Origin of the sequence: Lacibacter sp. H407 (assembly GCF_037892605.1) — a bacterium.
GTDB lineage: Bacteria > Bacteroidota > Bacteroidia > Chitinophagales > Chitinophagaceae > Lacibacter.
The window spans coordinates 761,065-774,126 of record NZ_JBBKTU010000001.1 but is presented as its reverse complement, the minus strand read 5'-3'; the positions used below and the strand labels follow the sequence as shown (position 1 = coordinate 774,126).

Sequence of the window (13,062 nt, the reverse complement as noted above, 5' to 3'; positions counted from 1 at the left end):
ACTTGCACAAGCCCCGCTTACTCATAGTTCTCAATCGTCTTTCTGTAGGAGGCCCTGCTTCCAATACCATCAGTGCTGCATCGTTGTTAGCTGATCAGTTTGATATTTTGTTGGTTGCCGGTGCACCCAATGCAGATGAACAGGAAGCGGATTATTTACTCGAACAATACAAAGGATTCCGTGTGCAGAAAATAGCCTCTATGAAACGTTCGGTTATTCCGGGAAACGATTGGCGGGCATACAATGAATTAAAAAAGATAATTCGCTCCTTTCAACCACATATTGTTCATACACACGGTGCCAAGCCGGGCGTATTGGGACGATTGGCGGCACATCGAAGTAAAGTGCCCGTGGTAATTCATACATTTCACGGACATGTATTTCATTCTTATTTCTCCTCTTTTATATCAGATTTAATTGTACGGATCGAACGTTGGCTGGCAACTTATTCAACAGTATTGATCGCTATCAATCAAACTCTGCAACAGGAATTGATTTATCAATACCGGATCGCTGCCGAAAAAAAAATAAGACTGATCCGACTGGGCATCGAAACAAATCTTTACCGAGATGGTGATCGGCACAAGCGCAAACAGTTTCGGGATGAGTTTGGATTGCAGGAAGATGTTGTTGCAATTGGTATTGCAGGGAGGTTGGTTCCGGTGAAACAACATCGTCTTTTTATTGAAGTGGCCGAAGAAATCTTACATACACATGCTGCAACAAAAAAGCTGCGTTTTTTTATTGTGGGCGATGGTACGGAGAAAAAAATGCTGCAGGAAATACTTTCGGCCAAACAGTTAGCATACTCCATTACAGCTGATGCATCGTCGGAGAATATTCCGTTTGTATTTACATCCTGGCGCACCGATATGGACCGTGTATTTGCCGGTTTGGATATTGTGATGCTTACCTCACTCAATGAAGGAACACCTGTTTCGCTTATGGAAGCTATGGCGGCGGGTAAACCCATCGTAAGTACAAACGTGGGTGGCATTCCGGAGTTGATCGAAGATGGGCGAACGGGTTTGCTGGCCGCTGATCAACAAGGATTGGTTGCCCAGTTAACAAGGCTCATCAATGATGTTGGTTTGCAGCAACAGCTTTCAACAGCGGCGGCGGCAGAAGCCCAAGCCCGTTTATCCAAGCAGGTTGAAACGGCTGAACTTGCAGCTTTGTACAAGTCCTTTTTGCCTGGTTCCTGATCTTTTTTCCCCTTCTTTTTGTTCTACTGAACTTTTTTATTTTGCAGTTGTAATTATTCCCGGAGCAACGAAAACGATGAACAAGTTTACAATTAAAGACCTTGAAAATCTCAGCGGAATAAAAGCGCACACCATACGGATATGGGAGCAGCGCTATTCATTTCTTAAGCCGCAACGTACAGCTACGAATATCCGCTACTACAGCAACCAGGAATTAAAAATGTTGCTGAATATATCCTTGCTGAATAAGTACGGGTATAAAATTTCTCATATCAATCGTATGAGCAATGAAGAGTTGCGGGAGAAAACATTGACACTAACCGGTCCGCAGGCACAGCAGGAGCGTATTATCAATGAATTGATCCAGCACATGGTTGACATGGAGTTGGATGGTTTTGAGAAAGTAATTGATCAGCATATTGCTGCCCGTGGTATTGAAAAGACGATCACTTATATCATTTTTCCTTTCATGGAGCGGATAGGTATTTTGTGGATGACGGATCATATCAACCCGGCACAGGAACATTTGATGACGAATATCATCCGTCAAAAATTGATCGTGGGTATCGATAGTGTTGTTACGCCGCTTTCACTCAAAACTAAAATGCTGCTTTTCTTGCCGGAAAATGAACATCATGAAGTTGGATTGCTTTTCCTCCAGTTTTTATTAAAAAGCAGAGGTGTAGAAGTGATCTATCTTGGATCGAACGTGCCGGTGAAAGATCTGGAATATGTAGTGGGACTGAAGAAGCCTGATTATATCTATACGCATCTTACCACGGTAATGAAGGAGTTTAATTTTGACAAATTCCTCAACAATCTGAAGATGCGTTTCCCACAGCAACAGATCCTTATTTCAGGATTGCTGGCACAAACATTCGAGAAAAAAGTAGTTCCTTCAAACATCCGTTTTCTGAAATCACTTGCCGAAGTAAATGAACTTTTAGGCACATTGTCATAATCTTTCCAACTGTTTTTATACGTATATCCCCCGTACTCCGGGGGATTTTTCATTATAACTGGTTGGCTGCAAAGTGTTTAATCTTTTTAAAAAATAATTAAACAAAAATTTGGTGTGCTAACATTGATTTGTTTAACTTTACACTATAAATTATTAAACACGATTTTATGTCAACTGTAGAATTTAATCAAATGCTTTTGAACAATACCGATTTTCTGAAGCCCTTTGCCTTTACGTTGACGAGGGATAATGAAACGGCAAAGGACCTGTTACAGGAAACCATGTTTCGGGCATTGTCGAACCGTGAAAAGTATAATGTGGGCACCAACATCAAAGCCTGGCTGTACACCATTATGCGTAATATTTTTATTAATAACTATCGCCGCAAGGTGAAACAGAATACCATTTTTGATTCTACACCCAATGATTTCTTTCTGGATTTTCAGCAGGCAACCGTAGCCAATGAAGCTGAAACGAGTATGAAGATGAAAGAGATCCAAAAAGCCATCCATCAACTCCCCGATATTTTCAAACAGCCTTTCATGTTGTATTTTGAAGGTTTCAAGTATCATGAAATAGCCCATGTTTTACAAGAGCCACTTGGAACAATCAAGAGCCGTATCCATTTTGCCCGTAAATTGCTGAAGGAACAAATCAGCAGGTATTAAACAATTTCTACTTTGGCCCAACAAGCAATCGTTATTGGTAGCGGCTTTGCCGGTATGTCGGCTGCCTCATTTCTTGCCCGTAGCGGGTGGAAAGTGACTGTATTTGAAAAGCATGAACAACCCGGTGGCCGTGCCCGTCAATTGAAAGCCGACGGTTTTACATTTGATATGGGCCCGAGCTGGTACTGGATGCCGGATGTGTTTGAACGATACTTCCGTCAATTCGGGAAAAAGGTAAGTGATTATTATCAACTCAAGCGGTTGGATCCTTCGTACCGCATATATTATAATAACGATGTGGTTGATATTCCTGCCGATTACGATGCGTTGCGTAACTTGTTTGAACGGATCGAACCCGGCAGTGCTGCAAAGCTTGACCATTTTATGGATGAAGCAGCTTACAAATATGAAGTAGGCATCAACAAACTTGTTTTCAAACCCGGACAATCACTCACTGAATTTGCAGAAATGGATCTGCTCAAGGGCATTCTTCGCCTGGATGTGTTTGCTTCCATGAAAACACATGTACATAAACATTTTACCGATCCACGCTTACGTGAACTGATGGAGTTCCCTGTGTTATTTCTCGGTGCATTACCTGAAAAAATTCCTGCGCTTTACAGTTTGATGAACTATGCTGATGTTAAACTGGGCACCTGGTATCCTGTTGGCGGTATGTATAAAATTGTGGAAGCTATGCATAGTCTGGCTGTTGAGCTGGGTGTGAAATTTGAATTCAACAAAGATGTACAATCCATCAAAACAAACGATGGTATTGCAACCGGAATAATGGTGGATGATGTTTTGTATGAAGCCGATGTGATCATCAGCGGCGCTGATTATCATTTCACCGAAACAAAACTGCTACACCATCACGATCAGGCTTATTCAGATGCCTACTGGAGTAACCGTGTAATGGCTCCCTCCTGTTTACTTTATTATGTAGGCTTGAACAAGCGGTTGAAGAACAGTCCACACCACACATTGTTCTTCGATGCCGATTTTGAACGGCATGGAAAAGAAATTTACAGCGATCCGAAATGGCCTACCGATCCCTTGTTTTATGTAAGTGCCACCACCGCTACTGATCCGGGTGGGGCTCCTGAAGGACATGAGAATTTATTTTTCCTGATTCCTGTTGCTGCCGGTCTTAGCGGCGATACCGAGGAACTTCGTGATCAATACTTCTGTCAAATTTTAAATCGATTTGAGCAGCGTATTGGTGAACAAATTCAGCAATCGATTGTTTATAAAAAATCTTATTCAGTAAGTGATTTCGTAACGGATTACAATGCGTTTAAAGGGAATGCTTACGGGTTAGCGAATACGCTTCTTCAAACGGCTGTTTTAAAACCATCGTGCAGGAGCAAAAAAGTCACTAATTTGTACTACACAGGGCAGTTAACGGTGCCGGGACCCGGGGTTCCGCCAAGTTTGATCAGTGGTGAAGTGGTGGCAAATCTGGTGAGTAAGCATTTCTCAAAATCTGTTCAAACAAAGGTGCATTTATGATGAAGGTTTTTCATGAAGTATGTGAATTGTGCAGCCGCAATACAACCGAGCGGTATAGTACTTCCTTTTCATCAGCCATTCGGTTGTTGCACCAGGATCTGCGTCAGCCTATTTACAATATTTATGGATTGGTTCGTTTTGCTGATGAGATCGTTGATACATTTCATGAGCATGACAAAGCCGCTCTTATTGCTGATTTCAGAAAACAAACTTTTGATGCAATTGACCGTGGCATCAGCCTTAACCCCATTCTTCATAGCTTTCAGATAACGGTGAATCAATTTGAAATTGATCACGAGTTGATCCATGCGTTTTTTAATAGCATGGAGATGGACTTGCAACGCACCAATTATACAGAGCAGGGTTACAACGATTATATTTACGGCAGTGCCGAAGTGGTGGGATTGATGTGTTTGTATGTTTTCCTCGAAGGAAATAAAGCTGAATTTGAGCGACTCAAACCGGCCGCCCGTTCGTTAGGTGCAGCGTTCCAGAAAGTAAACTTTTTACGTGATGTGCAGGCCGATTACAACCAATTGGACCGCACTTATTTCCCCGGACTTGATTTTTCCAATTTCACCGAGCGTCAGAAACGTGAAATTGAAGCCGATATTCAAAAAGATTTTGATCACGCCTACGAAGGCATCATGCAGTTGCCCGGCAAGGCACGCTTTGGTGTATACGTAGCGTATAAATATTATCTCTCGCTGTTTCGAAAGATCAAAAAACTGCAACCCGCCGTTATTATGCAGGAGCGGGTGCGTATTCCCGATTATCACAAAGTGATGATCCTTGTAAGAGCAGGCGTACGCAGCCAGTTAAATATCATGTAATCCTGTAATCACTTATTTTTGAATGATGCATGAAGTAATTCTCGTGAATGAGATCGATGAAGCTATTGGTTCCATGGAAAAAATGGAAGCACACGAAAAAGCTTTGCTGCACCGTGCTTTCAGTGTATTCCTGTACGATAAAAAAGGAAACATGCTGTTGCAAAAAAGGGCGGCAACAAAATATCACAGTCCATCATTGTGGACCAATGCCTGTTGCAGTCATCCAATGCCCGGCGAAACAACAGAGCAGGCAGCTCTCCGCCGGTTGCAGGAAGAGTTGGGATTTACAGTTGCCATCAGCAAAGCATTTCATTTTACGTACAAAGCAGCATTTGATAATGGATTAACGGAGCATGAATTCGATCATGTGTTTGTAGGTGAGTATGAAGGTGACATGCAATTGAATGAAGAGGAAGTAAGTGAAGTTTGCTATAAAAGCATGACCGATATAAAAGTTGAACTGGAGCACAACGCCGGTGATTATACTGAATGGTTCAAGATCGCTTTTCCGTTACTGGAAGAATGGATGCAACAAAATAAATCATCACATGCGGCAGCCTAAAGCAGTAGTGATCGGTAGTGGTGTAGCAGGTTTAGCGGCTGCTATACGGTTAACTGTACAGGGTTTTGAAGTAGATGTGTTTGAACGCAATGCATATGCCGGCGGCAAACTTTCCTTTTTTGAGAAAGATGGATTTCTTTTTGATGCAGGCCCATCGTTATTCACGCAACCGCAGAATGTAGAAGAGTTATTCGCTTTTGCAGGTGAACCGATCGAAGATTATTTCCAATATCAACAAGTGCCACTTTCATGCAAATACTTTTATGAAAACGGGAAGCAGGTAAGTGCGTGGACAAATGCAGAACAGTTAGCTGATGAATTGCATGAGCAATTGGGCGAAGACAAAGAAGCCGTTAAAAATTATCTCCACAAAAGCGAAACGCTTTATAACAATATCGGTCGTATTTTTTTGAATCATTCGTTGCACAAACGTTCTACGTGGTTACAAAAGTCAATACTCAAAGCCTTGCAAACTGTTCGGCCTTCACATCTTACAGGCACCTTGCATGGATTTAATCAAGCTGCGTTTAAAACAAACGAAGCTGTTCAGTTATTTGATCGTTTTGCAACGTACAACGGAAGTAATCCTTATCAAACACCGGGTATGATGAGTTTAATTCCTCATTTGGAATTGAATGAAGGAACGTTTTATCCGAAAGGTGGAATGATCAGCATCACGAATGCCTTGGTGAAACTGGCAGAGAAAAAAGGCGTTCGTATTCATTACAACACAGCTGTACAAAGCATCATCCATCACCAAGGCGAAGTGAAAGGGGTAGTGGCAGCTGATGAAAATATTGCAGCTGATGTAGTGGTGAGTAATGCTGATGTGTATTTCACGTATCAGCAATTACTCGACGATCATTATCAAACCAAAAAAGTATTGAAGCAGGAACGCAGTTGCAGCGGAGTTATTTTTTACTGGGGTATGAACCGGGAGTTTTCAAATCTGCATCTGCATAATATTTTCTTCAGTAAAAATTATGCGTCTGAGTTTACAGCGCTGTTTAAACAACAACGTTTGTACAATGATCCCACGGTGTATGTAAACATCACTTCAAAAATGGAAAACGGGTTGGCACCAAAAGGAATGGAAAATTGGTTTGTGCTCATTAACGCACCATCGAATGTGGGTCAAAACTGGGAAGCGATGCGTGTGCAATTGCGGCAACAGGTAATTGATAAACTAAGCAGGATCTTACAAACGAATATTGAAGAAGCCATTGCTGTGGAAGAATATCTCGATCCCATTCGTATTGAAGAACGTACCGGTTCTTTCATGGGCTCATTATACGGTACCAGCAGCAATGGGAAAATGGCAGCTTTTCTTCGCCATCCAAACTTTACAAAGAAAATTCAGGGATTGTATTTCTGTGGCGGCAGTGTTCATCCGGGTGGTGGTATTCCGCTTTGTTTTAAAAGTGCTCAAATTGCAACGGACTTGATCAAAGAAGATTTTTTAAAACACCCGGTTCATTAATCATGTTACAACAGTTCAGTAAACAACAGATCGCAACTGCTATTGCCGTGTTATTTCACTGCATTGGCTTAGCTGGTATTTTGTTGTATGATGCTGCGTTGTTTGCTTCGCTTACACCCATGAACCTGTTACTTTCTGCCGGATTATTGATCTATACACAAAGCGAACGGAACAAACATTTTTTTCTGTTTGTGTTGATTTGTTACATCGTTGGTTTCGGAGTAGAATATATCGGAGTGAATTATCAATTGTTATTTGGAGAATACCGGTATTTACCTGCCATGGGTTTGCAGGTTGGTAATGTTCCGCTGGTGATTGGTGTTAACTGGTTTATTATGATGTATTGTTGCGGAGTAACCATTCAACACTTCCTCAACTTTATGTGGAATAAACTGAAGGATGAAGATCAGCCGCAGCGAAATAACGTTGGCTTTTTTGCGATCATCATTGATGGTGCTTTACTGGCTACTTTTTTCGATTGGGTAATGGAGCCCATTGCTGTAAAGCTTGGCTATTGGCAGTGGCTGGGCGATGGATCGATCCCTTTGCTTAACTATCTCAGCTGGTTTGGAGTCAGTGCCCTGTTAATGTTGCTGTTCCGGCTTTTATCGTTCCCGAAACAAAACCAATTTGCTGTAAATTTGTTATTGATCCAGTTTATGTTTTTTTTAATCTTACGCACCGTATTATGAGTTTAATCGTTTACATCTTACTGGCATTTGTTGTGTTCTTCACGATGGAAGGCATTACCTGGCTCACGCATAAATTTGTGATGCATGGTTTTTTGTGGTATCTCCACGAAGATCATCACCAACCCAAGGGTCATTTTTTGGAAAAGAATGATGCGTTTTTTCTAATTTTCGCTATTCCCAGTTGGCTGTGTATTATGCTTGGTTTAATGAACCAGGTTTATTGGGTGGTAAGTATTGGTGCCGGTATCGCCATGTACGGGTTGGCTTACTTTATTGTTCACGATATTATTATTCACCAACGGTTTAAAATTTTCAGCAGGTGGAACAGTACCTATGTACGTGCTATCCGCTGGGCGCATAAAATGCACCACAAGCACATGGATAAAGAACATGGTGAAAGTTTCGGAATGCTCTTCGTGCATAAAAAATACTGGGAAAAAGTGCGGAAAGAAAAGCAACTCAATCCCAACATCAGATAATACAATTGAATTCACATTACACTTACTTTTTTATTCTGGCGGCTTCTCTTGCCGGCCCCTTGCTGTTGAGCTTTGATAAAAAAGTAGCGTACTATAAAAAGTGGAAGTATTTGTTTCCTGCGTTGCTGTTACCTGCTCTCTTTTTTCTGATCTGGGATGATGTAAAAACAAAGGCAGGCGTATGGAGTTTCAGTGAAACACATATTACGGGGTTGAAACTATCAGCACTACCGCTTGAAGAAGTGTTGTTCTTTTTTGTTGTTCCATATTGCTGTGTGTTTGTGTACGAATGTATCATCAGTTATTTTCCATCGGTGAGAAACAGGAAGTGGGGGAACAAGGTATTGTTGTTGATGGGTATTGTGTTTTTGATCGCTGCTGTTTTTACATACGGGAAAGCGTATACGTTTTACACTTCACTCTTCAATGCATTGTTTATTGCAGCCTTGTTTATTTTTAAAAAGTGGTTCAAGGGATTTGATGCGTCTTCGTTTCTTGTTTCGTATCTGGTAATTGTGATTCCCTTCTTAGTGGTGAATGGTTTTTTAACAGGCATTCCGGTTGTGTTGTATAACGATGTAGAGAATCTCGGCTTTCGTATTTTTTCATTTCTCCCCTGGCCGATGAACAATATTCCGTTTGAAGATATTTTTTACGGCATGTTATTGATCATGATGAACGTAGCGTTGTTTGAGCGATTGCGGAATGGATCGCCGCAAAGTCGCTAAGGCGCAAAGAAGATCGAAGAAGGCACAAAAAATCTGTGCTCATCATTTAAATCTGTGTCATCTGCGACTCTATCAGTACCCTTTCTCTCTAACACCGGGACATCCCACTTTTTTATTTTTCTTGAATGATGCAATGCCCGATGTGCGTTCGTACCAATCCACAAATGGGCGCCAGATAATAGTTAGCTGTACAAAATAATAAGCGTCTTTATTTTTTTCACTGCCACGTAAACTGCCACCGGTTGGATAGGTACCACTGCCACGATAAGCCATGTCAACAGCAGTTTGTCCACGGGCTGCAAGCAAGGTTGCCTGATCAACATAACTTGTACTTACATCATCAATATAATCGGTGAACGTTTTGCGATAGCCCAGTTCCAAACCAACACGCAAATCTTCCGTCAATAAATATTCAGCACCAATGCCAAACGGAATAGAGAATTGTGTTGACTTGTATGCTTTCTTGCCGGGAAGAATTCCCTGTCCTTCGGTACTTAATGGTTGCAGAAAAACTTTGGTGCCGCTGTTATCAGCCGTAAATGGTTTAATGCGATATAACGCACCACCTGCAAACACGTAAGGCGTCCACCATTTATAATTCAGATTAAAAATATTGTATTGTGCGCCGAGTTCCCATTCAAACAAGTTGGTTTGAAAACTGAGGTTACGGCTTTGCAACGAAGCGCTTTTGCTTTTTGCATCGGCAGCACGCAACATCCCCAAACTGAAATGCGTTCGTGCCACTAAATGTTCCGTCAAATCATAACGGGCACCAATACTGCCTACAAATTTTGATTGATTGAACGTGAAGGCTTTCTTCTGCAGATCGCCCTGGTAATTGGCCAGTCCTCCACGAAATGATAAATGAAAGTTCTGCGCTTGCAGCAATACAGGTAAAAGACAAAACAAAAAGAAGAGTTTTTTCATACATCGATAGTTGGATAGAGGCCTAAAGATACTATTCGAAAGAGAAACGTAAAAACAGTGTAGAAAGTATTAGCAGGGTTGCCAACCTTCAATGCTTAGACCGATGAACACATATTTCCTTAGTCATCAGCAAATGAAAGCCCATGTTTCTGTAATTCCACTAACAACTTTGGAATGGCTGACGGGCCGAACCCATGTAGTTTCAACAACTCTTTTTTATTCCATGTTGCCAGTTGCTGGATGGTGTTGATGCCTTGGCCTTGCAAGGCTCTTCGTGCCGGTGAACTGATCATCGAGAGAAATCCATCTTCCGGTTTTTCTTCGGCCGCACAAATGGGACAAACCGGGCAATCGCTGCTTTTATAATACTGATGCCCTTTTTTGCAACTGCGAAGTGTTCCTTTTGTTGTTGGCATGTGTGATCTGATTTTGGATAAAGATAAAAACGGGAATGAATGGTTGCCAATCTTTTCAATGAACGATTTTGTGTTAAAGGTTGGCAGCCCTTTGAATCCCCGGCCGACCTTTGGTCAGACGGGGCAGTAAGCTCCTAACAATTGTTCCTTTCAAATCAATTAATTTCGCCATCATGATGCACAATTTCAACGCAGGTCCTTCTATTTTACCGAAGGAAGTTTTTCAGCAGGCAAGTGAGGCGATTCTTAATTTTCATAACAGCGGTTTGTCGATTCTTGAAATCGGTCACCGCACACCGTTATTTGAAGACGTAATGCAGGAAGCCCGTTTGCTCGTGAAGGAATTGATGCAACTGGACGATGAGCATGAAGTATTGTTTCTGCATGGCGGCGCTACTACGCAGTTTATGCAAGTTCCCATGAACCTGTTGAACGAAAACGAAATGGCTGCTTATACCGAAACCGGAACATGGGCAGGTAAGGCCATTAAAGAAGCAAAGTTGTTTGGGCATGTTGAAATTGTGGGTTCATCCAAAGACACTAACTATACGACAATGCCGCATGAGTTGGCTGTTCCTGCAACGGCTGCTTATTTGCACATCACTACGAACGAAACCATTGCCGGTACACAATGGCATCAATTACCTTACGATTGCGGTGTGCCGATTGTTGCTGACATGAGTAGTGATATTTTGAGCCGTGTACTGGATTTTAATAAATTCGATATCATCTATGCCGGCGCACAAAAAAACATGGGAGCAGCAGGGGTAAACCTGGTGATCGTCAATAAAAATATTTTGGGTAAGGTTGAACGTAACATTCCAACCATTCTCGATTACCGCAATCATATCAAAGAAGGCAGTATGCTCAATACGCCGCCTGTATTTGCCGTGTATGTAGCGATGCTTACGTTGCGTTGGTTAAAAGCACAAGGTGGTGTAGCAGCTATTGAAACCATCAATGATCAAAAAGCAGCGTTGCTGTACAGCACATTGGAATCAATTCCTTTCATCAATTTACCGGTGGCAACAGCTGACCGGAGTAAAATGAATGTGGTGTTTACCATGGATGATCCTGAAAAAGAAGCGCTGTTTATGAAGATGTGCAAAGAGAGTGGTATGTATGGTGTAAAAGGTCATCGCAGTGTAGGCGGATTCCGCATCAGCTTGTACAATGCGTTACAAATGGAAAGTGTGGAGGCGATGGTTGCATTGCTGCGGGACTTTTCACAGAAAATCGGGTAAGCAGAGCAGGCTGCAATTTATCCCGATACCACCTGAAATTTCCGTTTCTTTGCAGCCGGTTAGTAAGAAAAAAATATATGGCTATAATCGTTCCGTTTAAGGCACTGCGTCCGCAGGCCCAGTTCGCCAAGCAAGTGGCAGCACGTCCTTACGATGTGCTCAACAGCAAAGAGGCAAAAGAAGAAGCACAAGGCAATCCTTATTCGTTTCTGCACGTTACCAAACCCGAAATTGATCTGCCCGAAGAAACAGATCATTATGCACCGGAAGTGTATCTCAAAGCAAAAGAAAATCTTGCCGCTTTTATGCAGCGTGATATTTTGTTTCGTGAAAGCAAACCCTGTTATTATATCTATCGGTTGATCATGAATGGTCGAAGTCAAACTGGCTTGGTGTGTGGGAGTGCTGTTGTTGATTATGAAAACGATGTGATCAAGAAACACGAGTTTACACGTCCTGAAAAAGAGAACGATCGTATCAATCATATCAAGATCAGTGGCGCACAAACAGGCAATGTGTTTTTAGCCTATCGTGATGTAGAGCAGATGAATGAACTGATCGCTAAATGGAAAACAGAAAAAAATCCGATCTACGATTTTACTGCTGATGATGGTATCCAACATACGATCTGGGTGGTGAATGATGATACATCCATCAGAACCATCAGCACGTTATTTGAGCAACAGGTACCACAAACCTATATTGCCGATGGACATCATCGTGCAGCATCTGCGGCTAAAGTTCGTGCCGCATTATGGGATGCCGCAACGGAAGAAAGCAATTATTTTTTAACCACTTTGTTTCCTGCCAGTGAATTGCAGATACTCGATTACAATCGTGTCGTAAAAGACCTCAACGGTTTATCGGCTGATGAACTGCTGGAAAAGATCAAAGCCGATTTTGATGTGGCATTGGTGGGGAAAGATCCGGTAAAGCCAACACAGTTGCACAGCTTTGGCATGTATCTTGACAAGAACTGGTATCAACTCACGGCAAAAGAAGGAACCTATCAAACAGATCCCATTGGTGTGCTGGATGTAACCATCTTATCTGATAATATTCTTGATAAACATCTTGGTATTAAAGATCAACGTACTGATAAACGGATCGATTTTGTAGGTGGTATCCGCGGATTAGGTGAATTGCAGAAACGTGTTGACAATGGTGACATGCAGGTTGCTTTCAGTTTGTACCCTGTTACAATGGAGCAACTGTTTGATATTGCCGACAGCGGTAATGTTATGCCACCGAAGAGCACCTGGTTTGAACCGAAGTTGAGAGATGGATTACTGACGCACCTCATCTATGAATCATAATAAAAACAGAATATCGGAGAGGCAACCGTACAATCGTCT

Annotated in this window: 14 protein-coding genes; 12 read left to right on the top strand and 2 right to left on the bottom strand. The window is 42.0% G+C overall.

Annotated elements, in window-relative coordinates; translation table 11 throughout:
* Positions 1-2: 2 nt before the first annotated feature.
* The 10 genes from WG989_RS03300 to WG989_RS03255 all read left to right on the top strand — a co-directional run bounded on the left by WG989_RS03300 (position 3) and on the right by WG989_RS03255 (position 9,120).
* Positions 3-1,205, top strand: coding sequence for a glycosyltransferase (locus WG989_RS03300; RefSeq protein ID WP_340427327.1), 1,203 nt, complete (start codon positions 3-5; stop codon positions 1,203-1,205).
* 76 nt (positions 1,206-1,281) lie between these two features.
* The gene (locus tag WG989_RS03295; RefSeq protein WP_340427324.1) at positions 1,282-2,166 is read left to right on the top strand and encodes a MerR family transcriptional regulator; all 885 of its coding nucleotides are present in this window, start codon (positions 1,282-1,284) and stop codon (positions 2,164-2,166) included.
* A 167-nt stretch (positions 2,167-2,333) separates the two neighbouring features.
* Entirely contained in the window at positions 2,334-2,834 is a 501-nt protein-coding gene (locus tag WG989_RS03290) for an RNA polymerase sigma factor (RefSeq protein WP_340427323.1), read from the top strand.
* Positions 2,835-2,846: 12 nt separating this feature from the next.
* Positions 2,847-4,346 carry a bifunctional phytoene desaturase/3,4-desaturase gene (crtID, locus tag WG989_RS03285; RefSeq protein ID WP_340427322.1) on the top strand — a complete coding sequence of 500 codons (1,500 nt, stop codon included), beginning with the start codon at positions 2,847-2,849 and terminating at the stop codon, positions 4,344-4,346.
* A complete protein-coding gene (locus WG989_RS03280) occupies positions 4,343-5,179 on the top strand; it encodes a phytoene/squalene synthase family protein (protein ID WP_340427320.1) in 837 nt (278 codons plus the stop codon). Before crtID ends, WG989_RS03280 begins: the two co-directional genes overlap by 4 nt.
* 22 nt (positions 5,180-5,201) lie before the next feature.
* Entirely contained in the window at positions 5,202-5,741 is a 540-nt protein-coding gene (gene idi / locus WG989_RS03275; RefSeq protein ID WP_340427318.1) for an isopentenyl-diphosphate Delta-isomerase, read from the top strand.
* Positions 5,728-7,221 (top strand): 1-hydroxycarotenoid 3,4-desaturase CrtD, encoded by a 1,494-nt coding sequence (crtD, locus tag WG989_RS03270; RefSeq protein WP_340427316.1) that lies wholly within the window; start codon positions 5,728-5,730, stop codon positions 7,219-7,221. The genes idi and crtD overlap by 14 nt, the downstream gene beginning before the upstream one ends.
* 2 nt (positions 7,222-7,223) lie before the next feature.
* On the top strand, positions 7,224-7,913 hold the full coding sequence (locus WG989_RS03265; protein ID WP_340427314.1) for a carotenoid biosynthesis protein: 690 nt from the start codon (positions 7,224-7,226) through the stop codon (positions 7,911-7,913).
* Positions 7,910-8,392, top strand: coding sequence for a sterol desaturase family protein (locus WG989_RS03260; protein ID WP_340427312.1), 483 nt, complete (start codon positions 7,910-7,912; stop codon positions 8,390-8,392). Before WG989_RS03265 ends, WG989_RS03260 begins: the two co-directional genes overlap by 4 nt.
* 5 nt (positions 8,393-8,397) lie before the next feature.
* Entirely contained in the window at positions 8,398-9,120 is a 723-nt protein-coding gene (locus WG989_RS03255; protein ID WP_340427311.1) for a lycopene cyclase domain-containing protein, read from the top strand.
* Positions 9,121-9,192: 72 nt separating this feature from the next.
* On the opposite strand, the gene WG989_RS03250 is transcribed toward WG989_RS03255, so the two are convergent.
* Entirely contained in the window at positions 9,193-10,047 is an 855-nt protein-coding gene (locus tag WG989_RS03250; protein ID WP_340427310.1) for a DUF6089 family protein, read from the bottom strand.
* Between the two features lie 119 nt (positions 10,048-10,166).
* Positions 10,167-10,463: an RNA polymerase alpha subunit C-terminal domain-containing protein gene (locus WG989_RS03245; RefSeq protein WP_340427309.1), complete on the bottom strand. Its 297-nt coding sequence runs from the start codon at positions 10,461-10,463 to the stop codon at positions 10,167-10,169.
* A 173-nt stretch (positions 10,464-10,636) separates the two neighbouring features.
* Here WG989_RS03245 and serC point away from each other — a divergent pair, with 173 nt between their 5' ends.
* Complete coding sequence (gene serC / locus WG989_RS03240; protein ID WP_340427308.1) at positions 10,637-11,707, top strand: 3-phosphoserine/phosphohydroxythreonine transaminase; 1,071 nt, start codon at positions 10,637-10,639, stop codon at positions 11,705-11,707.
* A 77-nt stretch (positions 11,708-11,784) separates the two neighbouring features.
* On the top strand, positions 11,785-13,023 hold the full coding sequence (locus WG989_RS03235; protein ID WP_340427307.1) for a DUF1015 domain-containing protein: 1,239 nt from the start codon (positions 11,785-11,787) through the stop codon (positions 13,021-13,023).
* The last annotated feature ends 39 nt before the right edge of the window (positions 13,024-13,062 follow it).